The 19,274-nt window shown below is 26.0% G+C and carries 15 protein-coding genes and 2 pseudogenes; 2 read left to right on the top strand and 15 right to left on the bottom strand.

Annotation, left to right across the window (positions count from 1 at the left end):
• The 12 genes and pseudogenes from HMPREF0216_RS00855 to wecB all read right to left on the bottom strand — a co-directional run bounded on the left by HMPREF0216_RS00855 (window position 1) and on the right by wecB (window position 11,598).
• A complete protein-coding gene (locus HMPREF0216_RS00855) occupies window positions 1-378 on the bottom strand; it encodes a DUF2304 domain-containing protein (RefSeq protein ID WP_005210009.1) in 378 nt (125 codons plus the stop codon).
• The gene (locus HMPREF0216_RS00860; RefSeq protein WP_005210010.1) at window positions 379-1,113 is read right to left on the bottom strand and encodes a glycosyltransferase family 2 protein; all 735 of its coding nucleotides are present in this window, start codon (window positions 1,111-1,113) and stop codon (window positions 379-381) included. It lies immediately after the preceding gene.
• A 29-nt stretch (window positions 1,114-1,142) separates the two neighbouring features.
• Window positions 1,143-2,054, bottom strand: a complete 912-nt coding sequence (locus HMPREF0216_RS00865; RefSeq protein ID WP_051040633.1) for a glycosyltransferase — start codon at window positions 2,052-2,054, stop codon at window positions 1,143-1,145.
• A gap of 22 nt (window positions 2,055-2,076) precedes the next feature.
• Entirely contained in the window at window positions 2,077-3,156 is a 1,080-nt protein-coding gene (locus HMPREF0216_RS00870; protein ID WP_005210018.1) for a glycosyltransferase family 4 protein, read from the bottom strand.
• Between the two features lie 7 nt (window positions 3,157-3,163).
• Entirely contained in the window at window positions 3,164-3,991 is an 828-nt protein-coding gene (locus HMPREF0216_RS00875; RefSeq protein WP_005210021.1) for a LicD family protein, read from the bottom strand.
• Window positions 3,992-4,011: 20 nt separating this feature from the next.
• Entirely contained in the window at window positions 4,012-5,397 is a 1,386-nt protein-coding gene (locus HMPREF0216_RS00880; RefSeq protein ID WP_147576206.1) for an oligosaccharide flippase family protein, read from the bottom strand.
• A gap of 58 nt (window positions 5,398-5,455) precedes the next feature.
• On the bottom strand, window positions 5,456-6,562 hold the full coding sequence (locus tag HMPREF0216_RS00885; protein ID WP_005210026.1) for a CDP-glycerol glycerophosphotransferase family protein: 1,107 nt from the start codon (window positions 6,560-6,562) through the stop codon (window positions 5,456-5,458).
• Window positions 6,563-6,741: 179 nt separating this feature from the next.
• A pseudogene (locus HMPREF0216_RS00890) lies at window positions 6,742-7,674 on the bottom strand (glycosyltransferase); the annotation flags it as partial.
• A gap of 50 nt (window positions 7,675-7,724) precedes the next feature.
• A complete protein-coding gene (gene tagD, locus HMPREF0216_RS00895) occupies window positions 7,725-8,114 on the bottom strand; it encodes a glycerol-3-phosphate cytidylyltransferase (RefSeq protein ID WP_005210036.1) in 390 nt (129 codons plus the stop codon).
• Between the two features lie 291 nt (window positions 8,115-8,405).
• The gene (galE, locus tag HMPREF0216_RS00900; RefSeq protein ID WP_005210038.1) at window positions 8,406-9,416 is read right to left on the bottom strand and encodes a UDP-glucose 4-epimerase GalE; all 1,011 of its coding nucleotides are present in this window, start codon (window positions 9,414-9,416) and stop codon (window positions 8,406-8,408) included.
• Window positions 9,417-9,551: 135 nt separating this feature from the next.
• Window positions 9,552-10,328, bottom strand: a complete 777-nt coding sequence (locus tag HMPREF0216_RS00905; protein ID WP_005210040.1) for a hypothetical protein — start codon at window positions 10,326-10,328, stop codon at window positions 9,552-9,554.
• Window positions 10,329-10,461: 133 nt separating this feature from the next.
• Window positions 10,462-11,598: a non-hydrolyzing UDP-N-acetylglucosamine 2-epimerase gene (gene wecB / locus HMPREF0216_RS00910; protein WP_005210044.1), complete on the bottom strand. Its 1,137-nt coding sequence runs from the start codon at window positions 11,596-11,598 to the stop codon at window positions 10,462-10,464.
• A gap of 220 nt (window positions 11,599-11,818) precedes the next feature.
• Between wecB and HMPREF0216_RS00915 the strand changes: the two genes are divergently transcribed.
• Window positions 11,819-12,784: an LCP family protein gene (locus tag HMPREF0216_RS00915; RefSeq protein WP_040418420.1), complete on the top strand. Its 966-nt coding sequence runs from the start codon at window positions 11,819-11,821 to the stop codon at window positions 12,782-12,784.
• 167 nt (window positions 12,785-12,951) lie between these two features.
• Here HMPREF0216_RS00915 and HMPREF0216_RS00920 read toward each other — a convergent pair.
• From HMPREF0216_RS00920 to HMPREF0216_RS00930, 3 genes and pseudogenes are all read right to left on the bottom strand, one after another.
• Window positions 12,952-13,931: pseudogene (locus HMPREF0216_RS00920) on the bottom strand (LCP family protein).
• A gap of 139 nt (window positions 13,932-14,070) precedes the next feature.
• On the bottom strand, window positions 14,071-15,573 hold the full coding sequence (locus tag HMPREF0216_RS00925; RefSeq protein WP_005210056.1) for an O-unit flippase: 1,503 nt from the start codon (window positions 15,571-15,573) through the stop codon (window positions 14,071-14,073).
• A 10-nt stretch (window positions 15,574-15,583) separates the two neighbouring features.
• On the bottom strand, window positions 15,584-16,675 hold the full coding sequence (locus HMPREF0216_RS00930) for a glycosyltransferase family 2 protein (protein WP_040418423.1): 1,092 nt from the start codon (window positions 16,673-16,675) through the stop codon (window positions 15,584-15,586).
• Window positions 16,676-16,992: 317 nt separating this feature from the next.
• Between HMPREF0216_RS00930 and HMPREF0216_RS16110 the strand changes: the two genes are divergently transcribed.
• Window positions 16,993-19,017 carry an LTA synthase family protein gene (locus tag HMPREF0216_RS16110; RefSeq protein ID WP_051040635.1) on the top strand — a complete coding sequence of 675 codons (2,025 nt, stop codon included), beginning with the start codon at window positions 16,993-16,995 and terminating at the stop codon, window positions 19,015-19,017.
• Window positions 19,018-19,274 lie beyond the last annotated feature (257 nt).

Below are 19,274 nucleotides of genomic sequence, written 5' to 3' on the forward strand. Positions count from 1 at the left end.
TTATTCATTGTTTATTAGTTTTAATTTCTCTATTTCATCCTCTAACTCTTTAAATCTTCTTTTTAAAACTATAGACTCTTGTGCTAATTCTTTATTCTGCTCTCTAAGATTACTAATTTGACATGTCAATTTAAATAATAAATAAAATATAAATAATATAGCAATTAAAAATAATAATGACGGTGGATATTTTATATTTACTATTTTAGATATTATAATTATTATCTTAGGGTTAATGGCTAATACTAACATTCCTATTGCAGATATAACCCAATAAAAGCTTTCTCTTTCAAAAGATCTCTGCTTCTTTACTACGTTAATTACAGCTAATAAAAATATAATTCCAGCTATTGCAAAAAATACCGTTTCAGATAACATCTATTTATTCCTCCTTCTAGCCTTAAGTAAATCCTTATACTTTATTAATACTAATGCAATACTATACATCATTCTTAACATATATATAAAAGGCCCCCATATGCCAGCATGCATGCTTTCCCCATAAACTCTTTCCTTCATTTGCACTGGTATTTCTTTAATCTTATATCCATTTAATATCATTTCTATTATTAAATTAGCATCTGGATAATCAGGATAATGAGCCATTTTGGAATATCTCGTATATACTCTTTTAGATAAAATCTGAAGCCCTGATGTAGGATCTGTTATCTTTTGCTTAGTTGCAAATTGTATTATCTTTTGAAAAACTATAGTCCCTATTTTTCTAAAGAACGCATGATTATACTCTGTTTCTTCAACAAATCTTGAACCAATAGCAATATCTAAATCACTATCTTTGATAATTTCATACATTTTTACTAACTCTTTACCTACATGTTGTCCGTCTCCATCAAACTGTGCTGCATACTTATAATCTTTTAATACAGCATATTTAAATCCAGTTTGAACAACTCCTGCATATCTTAAGTTAAAAGGGGTAGTAACAAAATCTACATTATGTTCTTTTAGCACCTTAGCTGTATTATCACTTGAATTATCATTTATTACTAATACATCTGCAAAAGGCAACTCCTTTTTTAAATCATTTACTACAGCAATTATGTTCTTCTCTTCATTGTAAGCTGGAACAATCACTAATAATTCTTTATTCATTTTTACTCTCCTCTTTAATCAACTATATTCTAAAACATTCCTCTTACATAACAAATTACTTTTTTTCTATAATATTTACTAATACTTACTGATTTAATTAAACTAATTGGGTTTAGGCTCTCTACACCTTTTGAAAATAATTTACTTGATTCTAGGTATTTATCTATTTCTTCAGTAGATAAATCACATAATTTATAATATATCTCTTTGGATAACCTTTTAAAATCTAGTATATAATTATTTTTATAAGCTTCTACTAACTGCTTAGATGTGATAAATTGTTTTAATCCATTTTTATTAGATATACTACTTTCTCTCATTCTATACTGTATTAAAACTTCATTTATATTCCCTAACTTAAAGCCCTTATATACAGCTCTTAAAATAAAATCATAATCCTCTGCATAGTTTACATCACGATATCCATCAAGACTTTTAAATACCTCTGTTTTTCCAAACCACGTTGGATGTGGCATACAGTTATTATATAAAATCTTTTTTTTGAACTTTTCATTTTCTTTAGGGAATTTATTTAAAGTTGTTATAACCTTCTCATCTTCCCCTATACAAGTAACACCAGATCCAATTAAATCTAAACCATTTTCAACTAAATATTTTAATTGCTTTTCTAATCTTAGACTATCTGCAATATCATCTGAATCCATTCTTGCTATATATTTTCCACTAGTAACTTTTATAGCCTTATTTAATGATGCTGTTAAGCCTATATTAATTTCATTGTATATAAGCTTTATTCTATTATCTCTCTTCTTATATTCATCTAATAAAATTATTAGCCCCTTATTTTGTGGATTATCACAAACTATTATAAATTCAATATTTTTATAAGTTTGATTTAAAATAGACTCAATAGCTTTTCTTATCCAATCAAGTGGTTCATTATAAGTACTCATTATTACAGACACAAAATTATTATTCATCATTTCTCCTCTTTAGCAACATTTATATGGATTTAAGAATATCATTTATTATTTTTACTTGTCTAGATATAATAAACTTCTCTTTTAATATACTTTTTGCTTTAACTTGTTTGCTTATAATTTCATCGTCTTTCTTTAACCCTTTTAATAATGCTGTCAAATCTTCAACTAATCTATCCTTTTTCACTATATATCCATTATCATTATTTATAATCTCAGGAATTCCTCCAACATCGCTACCAATAAGAGCACAATTATAATTCATAGCTTCAATTAAAACAGTAGGAAGTGAATCCCACTTGGTTGATGCCTGTATAATAATGTCCATTTCTTTATAGTACTTATCTACCTCTTTTGTGAAACCTATAAGCTTTATATTCTTATTTTCTTCACATTTTCTTTTTATTTCTTCTTCTACGATTAAAGCTTCTTTATTAGTTGCACCACCTATTATGTATAACTCCATATCATTTCTACTGGCATTATTAAAAGCTTCTATAGTTTCTAAATGACCTTTTCCTCTATCCATTCTAGATACTACTGCTAATTTTATTTTATTAGGACTTTTATTCTCTAAGTATGATATATCGTCACTTTCTATCCCATTATAAACAACAACAACTTTTTCATTATCTTTTATACAATAATTATCTCTAATTCCGTTAGAAACAACAATTACCTTTTTTATATTTTTTAATATACCCTTAAGAAACTTTTTTCTAATTTCAGAAGGTGGCCTATTATGCTCATGCCATACAAATTTAATATTTTTATATTTCTTTGATAGTATTCCACATGCAACACAGCTTAAAAATCCATTAGCATACACCTTGTCATACTTCTTATTTTTTAACATTCTATCTGTGGTTTTTATGATTTTAAATAATAAAACAATAATTTCTAGGCTTTTGAATTTTTTAAAATCAACAATATAATTTATATTATATCCTTTTCCCTGTATTTCGTCATAAATAGGCCCATTAGTGGCAAATAGAATATCTATATTAAATCCATTAAACGCACCATAATTTAATATATTTCTAAAAACACTTTGTACTCCACCGAAGTTTCCTGAATCATTAAGTAATAATAACTTCTCCATCTTCTCACTACTTTCCTTTAATATTGTAGATATCTGCTATTTTTTTATCTACAGATATTGATTGCGAATGAGTATGTCTTTTATCTTCTGGTGGTAATTCCATGTAATTAGGTCCGTATTGATATTTTAATATTGCGTCTGGATTATTAGGAGCCCATACTTTTACATCTTCAAAGGGAATTTGTTTTAATGGATATATATCTTCTACTCTACAAATAAAATCACTTGATTGTGAAACATCAAAACCAGCATATGCTCCATTTTCAACTGAATATCTCTTTTTAAATCTATCAATTACATTTATAGGTACAACTATCTTTGATGCAACTCTAAATACTTGTAATCCTGTTCTAAATAAGCTCGGCTTTAGGTTATTTATTACAACCTTTTTTCTTGCATTTTCAAATAATCTAACATACTTTCTATGTTTTCTAGAAGTTTCTTCATTAAAGAATTCTAAAGTAAATACATCAACAAAAACTTCTGATTTAGCTTGCACGCTCTTTAACTCATCATTTAATTCACATAAGGTATCTTTCATAATTACCTTTGATAACTCTAATGGGTAATTAGGGTCTATACTTTTATCTAATATACCAAATCTATTGTTATTATCATTTTTAATAGCTTCTATAAGTTTAAGATGATCTTTTTTTGTCATTATTATATCTATATCATCATCCCAAGGAATAAATCCTTTGTGCCTAACAGCCCCTAATAAAGTACCTGCAACTACAAAGTATTGCAAATTATTTTTTTCGCATATTTCTTCTATATACTTTAATATTTCTATCATTAACCTCTTGCCTTCTGATAGACTGCACTTAACATACATACTAATTTTCCTCCAATGTACTAACGCATCTTTTTTCTTATTAAACTTAATAATAATAACCGTAATTCCTTATCAATAATTAAAATTATTGCAAAATAAACTATTGCATTTATCGTGCCTTCAATAAATACCGACATATATGATGGATTTAAAACTTTACTTATAAATAAACTAACTATTAATCCTATTATTCCTGCAAATAAGTATTTAAATGTTACTTTAAACATAAATCTTAAATCTAGTTCTTTTCTTACTACAAATATTCTAATAAACATTACTACAAACTCTGTAATAACTATAGCAAACACTCCACCTAAGGCTCCAAGTGACGGTACTAATATTATGTTTATTATTGGATTTATTACCGCAGCTAAAACTAATGGTATTGTATATTCTTTAGTCCTTCCTGTTGGGAGTGAAAATTGTGTAGCGAATACTCCACCTACAGATATAAATATCACTATTACACTACTTATTATCATATATGGAATAATTACTTTGAAATTATCACCAAAGAATACTGGTACAAAATCTTTAGATATTACAATTAAAGATGTTGTTATAAATATAGATAAAATTAAAGAAAACTTTAATGATTTACTTAAATAATCATTTACTTTTCCTTTGTCATCATTAGCATACATATTAGCTATTCTTGGCATCATAACAAAGCTTAATGATGTTACAACTACCAAGGATAACCTTGCTATTTTTTGAGAATTGCTATAATATCCAACTTGTAGTGTATTAGACAAACCTCCTATAACAGCTCTATCTAATGTAGTGTAAATTTGAGTTGCTATTTGTGGTATAAATAATAAAAACGACTCTCTTATATGACATTTTACATTTATAGCTTTAAAGTTAATCTTATTAACATACTTTTTTAAGAAAATCCAAAAGCTTAAATTACCTATAAACGCACTTCCTGAATTTATTAATATGTATAGCCATACATCATTAGGACCTTTTACTAATATAAATATTAGTATTAATCCAATAATTTTTACTAATATATTTCTAGTTATAGTCTTTCCAAAGTCCTCCATTCCAACATATAGCCATGATATATCTAAAAGTGATGCTAACAATAACGGAAACTGCATAATAAACATAATTCTTAAATCTGATGTATTTCCAACAACAAATAAAAATATATATGATATTAAACAAATAATAGATACACTTAATTGTATTAACCATATGCTCCAAAACTCATTAGACATTTTTTCTTTAGAGTCTCTCACATAAGCTATTCTCTTACTTCCATAATTAGTCATACCAAATAAACATATTATAGTAAATACGAATGCATAAGAATAAGTATAATCATATATTCCTGTTCCATTTGGTCCTAAAACTCTAGCAATATACGGTATAGTTATAAAAGGTACTATAATATTTATAAGTTGATAATCATATTATAAATATAATTTCCTATGATTTTATTTTTTCTCATAACTACTACCTTTCCTTTAAAGCTTCTAATATTTTTTCATTCACTCTATTACAAGAGTTACCATCTTTATGCCTATGAACTATATTTCTAATATCTCTTCTAGCCTCTACATACTTATCATTATTTTTTGCTATATCTTCTATGCCTTTTTTAAATTCATCATATGATTTAACTTTTTCTCCTGGCATCCAATAGTCTACAGGCTCCAATAAAAATCCTCTATTTTCTTCATATTCACTTATATCATTATTAAAAAATATTATTGGTTTATCTAATAATAAATAATCAAAATACACACTAGAATAATCAGTGATTAATCCATCTGAATATCTTAATATCTCATATATATCAATATTATTCTCATCTAAATAAGATTTAGTTATAAGATTTATATTACTTAAATTTTTTATACTATCTATATATAGACTTTCTTCAGCAGGGTGTAATTTTATTATTATATTAATATTATTTTCTTGTAAAAATTCATTTACTTCTTCTATATCAACATTATCTATGCCTAAAACATTTAATTTTCTATCAATCGAACTTTCAACTCTTCCTAATGCCGTTCTATAAGTTGGCATAAAAACTAACTTCTTATTACCATTTTTAATATTTAAATAACTAAATATTTCTTCCACCTTTTTATTACTCTTAAAGAAGTAATCATTTCTAGGAAATCCTGTTATTTCATACTTTTTATTAGATCCTATACATGCATTCAATAATGTTGTATACATTTCTGATGATGAAATATATATATCAGCCTCAGCTGGTGATTTACCTGTAGATAGCAAGCCCAACTTTTTCAAAGGCACTCCATGCCATGTTTCTATGTATGTTTGGGATTTTTTAAGATTTGAACACCCATGGCTAGTAACAATAACCTTAGCCGTAGATACTAATGTTATATACTTAAATAGATTACTTATATATTGTTGTCTAGTAAAATATATACTATCATATTCCTCATGTGCTTCTTTAAAAGATTCATAAAGTATCTTTATGTTTGAACCTGAGTTTGGAGTTCCATCCCAAAATATAACTCTATTATTTTTTACAGGTATTAATCTAGAGTATATTTTTTTAAAAAATTCAATTAAATTATTCATTTTCTATCTCCTTTAGCCTTACTTAGAAGAATATATGTTACATAACTCATCTACTACAACATCTATATCATAAGAACTCAAACTATTCTTTATATCCTTTAAATCTTTATTATTAATTAATTCATCATACCATTTATTCATATCATCATTTAAACTTAAAAATCTAACATTTCCTGTTAAATCAACTGCTTTAGGTACATTATCGGAAACAACACATTTAAGTCCACTTGCTTCAGCTTCTATTACAGCTATACCTAGTCCTTCATATAATGATGGAAATACAAATACATCAAAAGCCTTCAACACTATATCTATATCCTGACGCATTCCTAAAAAATAACATTATTGCTTAAGCCTAATTTTCCAACTTTTTCCTTCATCACTTCCAATAGTTCCCCATTTCCTACCAAAACTAAAGATGTGTTTGAATTACGCTCATTAATATATTTAAATAAATCAATCATAAAATTATGATTTTTCTCACTTCTAAATCTTCCTACATTTCCTATTATGTATGAATCTCTAGGTAAGCCTAATTTTTCTCTACACTCTTCTTTAGAGTAACTATTTTTAATAAATCTATTAATTTCTATTCCATTATTAACTATACTAACTTTAGGGTTTTTAATATCCTTGAATAAAGCCTCTGCTGCTTCATCACTACAAGCCAACAAATTAGTTGAAAATATTTTTATTAATTTAGTCATAATTTTTCTATATACTTTAACTGGCATACTTCCTGTATTATCACTTACAGTTGTATGACTATGTGAAATTATAACCTTAATTCCTGCAAGCTTTGCTATAACAGAGTTAATTCCTGAGAAGTGATGGGCATGACTATGTATTACATCAAACTTTTCTTTTTTGCATATACTATAAAAGTCTTTTAAATATTTTATTATATTTTTACCTGGAGATGTTATACGAAATATTCTTCCCCCTAATGATTTTATTTCTTTATCAAATTCTCCCTCTTCATCACTGTAAACTATAAAATCAAAATTATATTTACTTCTATCAATATTTCTATATACATTCATTATAAATGTTTCTGCGCCACCAACATCCATTTTAGTTAATACGTGAGCAATCCTCTTTTTACTATCCATAATACTTTATAGTCTCCTTAATGTAATAGTACTTACATATCACTTAACTACTATTTAGTTGATAATTCCTCTTTAATTTGAGTTGTAGATATTCCCTCTGTTCTTGGCAGATAAACCACTTGACAATATTCATTTAAAAAGTCAAACTTACCCTTCCAATCATCCCCAATAACAAATACATCTATATTATTTTCTCTAACATCTTCAACTTTTTGTTCCCAATTATCTTCTGGAATTATTTCATCTACATACTTTATAGCTTCTAATATCATTTTTCTTTCATTATATGAAAAATGAGCTTTTTTCCCCTTTATTGCATTAAATTCGTCAGTTGATAATGCTACAACTAAATAATCCCCCAATTCTTTAGCTCTTTTTAATAAACTAATATGTCCATAATGCAATAAATCAAATGTTCCATATGTTATAACTTTTTTCATAATCAATATCCTCTGTTCTTTCCTAAGTAGTTTTGCATAAAATATATTTATTTCTATATTTATAAAAATAATATTTATAATCTTTTCTTATTAAATGTTATTAACTTTAATAATATGTCAATTAATAAGTCTCAAATTTATCATATATTTTCTAATTATCTATTAATATATTATACACTCTTATTGAAATTTCTCAAATATTACTTTTAAATTGATATATTTACAAGCAAAAAAGTGATAAGTTATAAGCAGTACATACTTATAACTTATCACTTTATATATATATTTCTATTAATTATATCCCTTTGGATTGTTACTTTGCCATCTCCATGCATCTTCACACATCTCTTTGATGCCTCTTTCTGCAACCCATCCTAATTCTTCATTTGCTTTTTTAGGATCAGCATAGCAAGTTGCTATATCACCTGGTCTTCTATCTACTATTTCATAAGGAATTTCTCTTCCTGATGCTTCACTAAATGCTTTAACAACATCTAATACAGAGTATCCATTACCAGTTCCTAAGTTGTAAGTAACTAACCCTGGGTTAGTGTTTAATTTTTCTAATGCTTTAACATGTCCATTTGCTAAATCAACAACATGAATATAATCTCTTACTCCTGTTCCATCATGTGTTGGATAGTCATTTCCAAATACTCTTAATTGTTTTAACTCTCCAATAGCAACCTTTGTTATATAAGGCATTAAGTTATTTGGAATTCCATTTGGATCTTCTCCAATTGTTCCACTCTTATGTGCTCCAACTGGATTAAAGTATCTAAGAATTGCTATATTAAATTGAGGTTCTGCTTTTGCAATATCCCTTAACATATCTTCAATCATAAGTTTAGTGCTTCCATATGGATTAGTTGTTGAAAGTGGAGAATCTTCTGTTATTGGAACAACCTTTGCATCTCCATAAACTGTTGCAGATGAACTAAATACGAAATTTCTACATCCATATTTCTTCATAGCCTTTAATACAACTAATGCACTTGTAATATTGTTATAGTAGTATTCTAGTGGTTTTTCTACTGATTCACCAACAGCTTTAAATGCTGCAAAATGAATAACTGAATCTATTTTATTTTCTTCAAATATTTTTTCTGTTTTTTCTACATCTGTTAAATCTACATTATAGAACTTAACATCTTTACCTGTTATATTTTTTATTCTATCTTTAACAAGCTCCTTACTATTACTTAAATCATCTGCAATAACAACTTCAAACCCCGCATTTAAAAGTTCAACAGTTGTATGGCTACCTATGTAACCCATTCCACCTGAAACTAAAACTGCCATAATTAATTCCTCCCACCATTATAAATATATCTCTCACTTACAATTATATAACATATAAATTTATAATTAAATAACTTTTTTAATTAATTTAATAAAGTTATTTTGATGCTATATATTTTTTTCTAAAAAGATTTTTTAATTTATTTTTGATATAAACCCTAAAATAATAGATAAAAGTGTACATCCTACAAGAATTATAAAAACTCCACCTTGTATCTTCCTATTTAATAGAACATTGATATCATTTTCTGTGAAAGTTGCTATATCTTCATCCTCTTCTTTACTATCTATTAATAAATTACTATTATTGAAAATTTCATTTAACAAATCATCTGCTTCTTTTAAAATATCGTCCCTGTCTTCATTATGTATATAACTTGAAGCTATATTTTCTTCATTTTCAATACATTTATTATCATCTGATATTATATTTTTCTTAGCAAAATTTAATAAATCATTATACTCATCTTCATTCATAGATAGTTCCTTGAAATTATCGTAATATTCATTTGCATCCTTCTCATTAACCTTAAAAATAATTTCATTTGTAGATTTATTTTTAATCTCTATTTCTTTATTGATTATGTTTATTCCTATATCTAAATTTAAATTTTCTGCAATTTCATTAATATCATTATAAGCATTCACTAATTCTGAAATACTTATTCCATCTTTACTTTTTTCACTGAAATCATTATATACAGCTACACTATCGGAAATAATGTTATTTAAATCTGATTCTGTTATTTTTAACTCATCTATATAGTTAAGAATTTTTTCTGAGTATTCCTCTGAAATACATAGTTCTCTTAAGCTATTATTTATATAGCTTAATTCTTCCGTAAAAGCTTTAACTGTTAATAAATTCATAAAAATGACACCAAATAAAAATATTCTTATTACCTTTCTCATTCTACTTACCCCTTGTTAATTTATAATCATCTTAGAGTATTGCCTAAAAATATAAAAAATAGTATAGGTTATATTAATATTTATATTTTATAAAAATAAAACCTTAGTACTAAAATAGTACTAAGATTTTATTTTATTTATTGAAATAATCAACAATATGATTGATTATTCTTTTGCAAGCCTTTCCATCTCCATATGGATTAGCTGCGTGAGCCATTTTATTATACTCGACTTCATTATTTACAAGCTCATTTGCTATATGAAATATATCTTCTTTCTTTACTCCTGCAAGTCTTACAGTTCCAGCTTCTATTGCTTCTGGTCTTTCAGTTTCTGTTCTTAAAACCATAACTGGTTTGCCAAGTGCTGGTGCTTCTTCTTGAATTCCACCTGAATCTGTCATTATTAAATAGCATTTTGCCATAAGATTAGCAAAGTCAACATACTCTAATGGTTCTATTAGATGAATTCTATCTTCTATTCCTTCAAAACTTGATTTAGCTAAACTTCTAATTAATGGATTCTTATGCATTGGGAATATAACATCTACATCATTATTACTTTCTATAAGTTGTCTAACTGCTGCGAATATATCCTTCATTGGTTCTCCCCAATTTTCTCTTCTATGAGCAGTTAATAATACTACTTTCTTATTATTAAAATCTATTTTATTTATTGTTTCATTCTCAAATTTATGTTCTTTATTAACAACACTAAGTAATGCATCAATTACAGTATTTCCTGTTATGTATACGTTCTTTGTAATATTTTCTTTTGCTAAATTATTCTTATTGCTTTCTGTTGCTGCAAAATGCATTGTTGCTATAGCTCCCGTTAATTTTCTATTTGCTTCTTCTGGGAATGGTGAGTAAATATCTCCAGTTCTAAGTCCTGCTTCAACATGACCAATTACCTTTTGATTATAAAATGCAGCTAATGCTCCATTTAATGTTGTTGAAGTATCTCCATGAACTAAAACTATATCAGGGTTGCAATCTTTTATTGTTTTATCCACTCCTGTTAAAACCTTATTTGATACATCTACTATAGTTTGACCATGAGACATTACATTTAAATCATATTGTGGCTTAACATCAAATATATCTAAAACTGTATCTAGCATTTCTCTATGTTGTGCTGTTGCACATACTATAGATTCTATCCTTTCATCTTTTTCTAAAGCCTTAACCAATGGACACATCTTTATTGCTTCTGGTCTAGTTCCAAAAACACTTAAAACCCTTACCTTTTTTGTATCTAACTTACTCAATAATTTTACCTCCTAATGCTAACCCTTTGTTGATTATACGTAATACTTAATTAATATTTACTTAATTGTATCATATTAATTAAATCTCAAACAACACACTACCAAAAAGTTTGTAGTTAATATATTTTATTGATTTTATCATATAACCTAATCATACATATAACATAGATATTTTACAATTTTTAGACAAAATGCTAATATATAAAATGAGGTGATGGGCATGAATGAAGAAATAACTAAGAAACGAAAAAGAAAAAGAAAGAGAAAAAATAAAAATTTATGGCTTAAAATTACACTTGGTTTTGTATCAACACTTATAATTTTAATTTTAATAGGTGTCTTTAGCATCTATTCTTTATTAAATAAGGTTGATAATGTAAAACTTGATAATACTGACTTAAGCATTAATACTGAAGAAATTAAAGAATCTTATGATGATGATAAAATTAAAGATATCAAAAATATTGCTTTATTTGGAATAGACTCGGAAGATGGTATAACTGGTAGATCTGACTCTATAATGATTGCAACTATAGATTCTACTCATAAAAAATTAAAACTTACTTCTATTATGAGAGATTCATACGTTAATATAGAAGGTTATGGTATGGACAAGATTAATCATGCTTATGCATACGGTGGTCCTGAACTTGCAATAAAAACTATCAATAGTAATTTTGGGTTAAATATTGAAGATTTTGTTGCTGTTAATTTTTCTTCATTGCCTGTAATTATAGATTTACTTGGTGGTGTTGATATAACTATTACAGAAGAAGAAGTTCCTCATATACCTGGTATAAACTCATCTGGTACATATACTTTAAACGGTGATCAAGCTCTAAGCTATTCCAGAATACGATATGCAACTGGCGGAGACTATGTAAGAACAGAAAGACAAAGAACTGTTTTAAATAGATTATTTAATAAATTAGCTACTCAATCAGTTACTTCATACCCTGGAATTTTATCTACTGTACTACCATATGTTCAAACAAATATGACTTCAAATGATATGTTGGCTATTGCAAGTAAAGCTACAAGCATAATACAAAATGGATTAATTCAAGATAGATTCCCTAGGGACGGATACGGGGAAGGTATAACTATTGATGGAGTATACTACCTATCATATGATTTAGAAACAGCTAAAAAACAAATGATGGACTACATCTTCGATGATAAATAATTAGTCAATAATAAGAAAGGAATTATTAAACCGAAAGGAATATTTGCAATTACCATGAAATAATTAATTAAATTTAAGGTAAAATTGCAATAATTCCAGTAGGTTTAATAATTCCTTTTTTATTTTCCCAATATTAAAATTTTCTTTATGCTTTTCAACTCAAACTTTTACCAAGTTTTATTATCTTCGAATATATATTCGTGCATTTGGTTAATTGTTGTTTCTTCATCAAAGGTTAAGTAAAATACTCCATCTATATAGTCTCCTTCACAATAGCCATCTATAGGAAATCTCTCTTGTTCTATGCTTTTAGTACCTATTTTTAATACTTCGTTTCCAAGTTCTAAAATTTCACTTGAAGATAGGCTTGTTTTAACCATTGGTAATAATTCTGCTAATAATGATGGATAAGATGTTACTGGCACTTCCATTATTTTATTAAATAATTGAGATAGTACTTCTCTTTGTCTCTCTGTTCTTTTATAATCATCTCCTGATGTATATCTTATTCTACAATATGCCATAGCTTGTGTTCCATTTACATGATGAATCCCTGGTTCTGTTATTTGCTCTGAATAAGTTCCATTAGTATTATTAAGATCTCCTATATATCCGTTAATAAACTCCATCTCTTCACTATCTATATCTAAATCTATTCCACCTAATTGATCAACTATTTTAGGTAATGATGAAAAATTACTGTTGCAAAATCTTCTACATTAAGATCAAAATTTTTATTTAAAGTATTCATTGCAAGCTCTGCTCCTCCATAAGCATAGGCATGATTTAATTTATCTTTTCCATACCCCTCTATATCAACATAAGAATCTCTCATTATAGATGTTATTTTTAACTTTTTATGCTCTGTGTCTAATGTTGCTATCATTATTGCATCCGATCTTCCTATGCCATTCTCATCTGTATCTATACCAAATAAAGCTATATTTTTTATTGTTCCCTCATATTCTTTTAACTTTTCTTGTACCTCTTCTTTTATTCCTATATTATCCTTTTCTATCTTTACCTCTTCAATTTTGTTAAGTAAGCTCCCAGCATAGAACCCTGTAGCAACTATTCCAATAATAATTATCCCAATTACTATACTTATGGATAATAAAATAATTCTTGTACTTTTTTTCATTCTCATATGTTCCTCCCATAAATTTATAAATCTCTTTCTTTTATGTTAAATTATAACATAAAAGATGTTTTTTGTAACATTTTTTTCCTATAATAAAAGTCTCCCATAAGAAAATTTATCTTATTAGAGACTTTAAAATATAAATTTATTTTCTTTTAAAAATTGATAAGTAATATTTAAATTCTTCGCTCTTAAAGAATATTATTAAATATATAACGTTAATTAACACCACATTAATTGCACAATTTGTTATAAAACTAACTATATCGTAACTTTCCTTAAATGGTATTGTAGCATAATTAGTTATTATTAATGGTATTATTGCTATTATTAAATATTTAAAATACATCATAAAATAATCAATAAGCTTTTTATCAAAAACATACTTATAAACAACATATGGTTTTGTCCAGAAAACTACTGTAAAATTAGATATTAGTGTACCAATAAACACTCCTGCAATACCTATATAATTTACTAATATTATTGATGATACAAAATTTATTATAGATTCAATTATTGGTGCATATCTATCTTGATAGAAGTTACCACTTCCACTTTGGAATTGTTCAACGGAACCTCTCATAGATGCAAAGTATACATTAATTAATATTATTGCAAAGGTTAGACTATCTAATAAATATTGCTCTCCAAATACCATTCCTATAAATTGATTTAATGTATTATATAAAGATATAACTATAAATGATACAGCCCAGAAGTTTAAGAAAAATACCTTTTTATGAACATTATATGCCTTTTCTTTATTTTCTGTAGATAACATATTTCCTATACTTGCAGTAAGTCCCATTAAACCTCTACTTACTACTGTTTGACATGCTGTAATTACCATTTGATAGTTTGAATAATTAGCTAACGCTCCTAATCCAACAAATTTTGAAATAACTATATTATCTGTACTATTAACAACTAAATCACCAATCTTATGCATGAACATAGCTCTAACATTTTTTAATAGCTTCTTACTTGTTTCCTCTTCTAAACTTTCTTTTCCTTCATTTAACCAAGAATATCGCTTACTTATATACATATTTATAGTTATGAAATATATAAGATTTACTACTATTTGTATTATTATAAATAGTAAAAAGCTAGGGTATATCTTAAGCATAAAAAATTGAATTAATGTTATTACAAGCTTTGAAATTGTAGTTCCAATTGTAACCTTATATTCCTCTTGAGCTACATTTAATATACATAATCTATGTGAAAACATATATGATATAAAGCTATTTAATAAGAATAATATAAATCCTATACTTACTAGTTTTAAATCAATATTTTCCTTTATAAAATACTTTAAAAATGGAGTAATTATAAGTCCTATTATTAATATAACAAAGCCAACACTTCTATAAAACTTCCCATAAAATCTTATATAGGCTCTTATTTGACTTCTATCATTATCTGCAAATGGTTTATATAATGAATATATAATTGCAGTTCCAACTCCTAATTCAACTATAGAAAGCCATCCTATTATATTATTGTATAAGGAGTTTAACCCCAAAATATCACTACCTAATGTATCTAAGAAAATTTTTCTTATAATTAAACTAGGTATAAATGCAATTATAAAACATAATATATTTGCACTTGAATTAATTAATGCCTTTTTAGTCCTCATCGTTTCTCCCTTACTTTAAAATTCTATTTTTCATTTTATTTATATTTATAATTACTATTGGTATAATTGGCATATTTAATGTTAAAAGCTTATACTTTTTATTTTTAATATTGTATTTGGATTTGACCTCCACTAAACTTTTATCATTTAATATTTGTTTTACCTTTTTATATTTAACACTTATACTATCATTATTGTTTTCATGAAAAATATTAACTAAACATCCAACACAAACTGAAATTAATCTACTATTAATTCGCTCTTGTATTTCTTTATTAATTTCATAATTATTATTATTTATTAACATGCCATTACTATTTAAAACTTCATTAGTAATAATAAGTTTTTCTTTATTATTACTCTCAAAAATATTCTTAATAGCTTCGTTCACTTTTAAATTCTTATTCCAAAGCTCACTATCATATTTAGTTACTAGAGAATTTGTATTAAATCTATAATGATATAAAGCTTCATTATATATGTAGATTTTTTTACATTTAGTAAAATACTTTAAGTTAAAAATTAAATCTTCTGCATAAGATAAATCATTATCAAATAAAATACTATACTCTTCGATTATATTTCTTCTATAAATACATCTCCAAATTGTTGCCATTATATAGCTTTCTCTTTCATCTTCTCCTGAAATTAAATTGAAAATCCACTTACTATATATTTCTTCTTCATTTAATATAGTTTCTTTTTCAAATGGAATAACTTCTCTCTCACTTCTATTTGGATACTCTCTTATAAAACTATAAACTACAGCATCAATTGACTCATTAAATCTATCTATTATTTTTTCATACATATCTAATTCTAACCAATCATCACTATCAACAAAAGTTATGTAGTCTCCTGTAGAGTTTTTTATTCCTAGATTTCTTGCAGAGCTTACCCCTGAATTTTTTTGAGTAAATACTCTTATCCTATTATCACGCTTTTCGTATTCTCTTGCAATTTTTAAACTATTATCTTTAGATCCATCATCAATTATTAGTATCTCTAAATTTTTATAACTTTGTTTTACTATTGAATCTAAACATTTATTTAAATATTTTTCTACATTATATACTGGTATTATTATACTAATTTTTTTCATCATAACACCTCTATCAATTTTATATTTTATCTCTTCTGTACATCACCTAATATACCTTTTCATATGTAACTTTAAACTTACTAACCAAATTTGGTAATACCTTTTAAATTATATACTACTTATATCTATTTATAAATAAATTTAACCTTTAAACTCTACCAAATACTAGATTATTCATGAAATTTTCACATATTTTCATTAATAACCTATCTTGTATATATTGGTTTACTTCTCTATAATTAATATGTTAAAAAGTTTTTACTTTTTAACATATTAATTTTAACTTTACAAAAAATTTAATTTGAGGAGAGTTTGTATTGAACATAATAAAAAAAATTTTTAATAAAAAAGTATTAGTAAGTTTACTTTTTTTTATTGCCTATTCCTTCTTGTTAACATTTACAATTGAAGCAATTACTAGAGGGGAATTTGTACAAGCTAAAGATTTTGTAAGACATTTTTTTAGTAAATTTGCTTTTAACACTTTTATTGTTGCTTTAACCTTAAGTCCTTGTTTTTTATTTAAAAGAAGACTTTTTGTATTTACTCTAATTACTTCTATTTGGATTATATTTAGTATTGGTGATAATCTTGTATTACAATTTAGAGGTACTCCATTAACAGGAGCAGATCTTGGAATGATAAAAAATGGACTAGAATTAAGTAATCAATATTTAACATCATCTTCATTAATATTAATGATAATTGCATTGATCGTTCTTATTGTTGCACTGATTGTAATTTTTATAAAATCACCAAAAGTAAAAATGAGCTATACATTAAATATAATTTCATTAGTATTACTTATTCTTATATCACCAAGAATAACTGATTATGCTATGGAAAAGAAAGTTGTTAGTAAAAATTTCTGGGATATTACTGCTAAGTATAAAGAATATGGATTTGCTTTTTCATTTTTAAATAGTATTGTTAACACAGGTATAGACAAGCCTCAAGGTTACTCTGATTCTTTAGTTGAAAAAACTAAAAATGAAATTAATCTTTATAGTACCGGTGAAGAAACTGTAGATGAAGATACTACTGATTCAACTGTTGTAAATACTTCTAATACTAGTGTAACTCCAAAAACACCAAATATAATAATAGTTCAATTAGAATCTTTCATAGATCAATCTATGTTAAAAGATTTTACATTTAATAAGGAAGTTACTCCTAATTTCCAATATTTAATTGATAATTATTCTTCTGGATTCTTAGAAGTTCCTTCTATTGGTGGGGGTACTGCTAATACAGAATTTGAGGTAATAACAGGATTATCTTCATCACTTTTTGGTGCTGGTGAATTCCCTTATAATACATTATTATCAAGTAAAACTTCCCCTTCATTAGCTTCATATTTAAAAGATTATAATTATGATGCTGATGCTATGCACAATCATGAAGGAACATTCTATTGTAGAAATAAAGTTTATAAAAATCTAGGCTTTGATAGCTTCGCTTCTCTTGAAGTAATGGGTTGTAATAATAATGTTACTCCTCTAGGCTGGGCAAAAGATACCTTATTATTACCTGAAATAAAGCTTTCTTTGGAAAAATCAGAAAATCCTGCTCTTGTTTTTGCAGTTTCTGTTCAAGGGCATGGTGGGTATCCAAGTGATAAAGAAGATACTACCGAATTTGAAATTACAAGTGATTATAATGAAGAAAATAAAAGCAGATTAGAATATTACCTTCAACAAATTCATGAAATGGACATGTTTATAGGTGAATTACTTGAACTTGTAGAAGCTACTAATGAACCTACTGCTGTTATATTATATGGTGATCATCTTCCAGCTGTAGGCTTATCAAATGATGATTTAATTACTGGCAATCAAAAACAAACATCATATGTTATTTGGGATAACTTCGGATTAGAAGAAAAAGATGAAGATTTAAAGGCATATGAACTTAGTTCAAAGATATTATCTGATTTAAACTTCCCATTAACTACTTTGGCCAAGCTTCATAGAAGTACTATGCCTACTGATGAAAAACTTGAAAATTTAAAAATATTAGAATATGATATGCTTTACGGCAAAAATTACACATCTGATTACACAAAAGCTATCCCATCTGATAATTTTAAATATGGTCTTAGAGACTTTATCATTGATAATGTTGTTATTAATAGCGATTATATTGAAATTACAGGTAAAAACTTTAATACATTTAGTAGAGTTTTTATAAATGATAATATAGTTGATACTGAATATGTAAATGAAAATACTTTAAGAGTTAAAACAACAGATATTAATAGTGGTGATTCTATTATAGTTAAACAAACAAGTTATTCTAAATCCACTATTTTTGTTACCTCTAATGAATATATATTAAAATAATATTAAATCAGGCTGCATTCAAATTACTCATAATTTAGTGCAACCTGATTTTTTTATTTATTATTTTTGTTGAATATGGCTTGTAATTATTTTTATTAAATTATTGATTTAATTTCTAAAATTAAAAGTAGCTCATTATTAATTGTAACTATATATTCAGTAATTCTTATAAATTAAATACCTATAGCATCATCTTTATATATTTTATTTTCTACATAATCAAAAAAAATCGAGTAGGAGGAAAATAATTATTTTAT

It is taken from the genome of Clostridium celatum DSM 1785 (genome assembly GCF_000320405.1).
GTDB lineage: Bacteria > Bacillota > Clostridia > Clostridiales > Clostridiaceae > Clostridium > Clostridium celatum.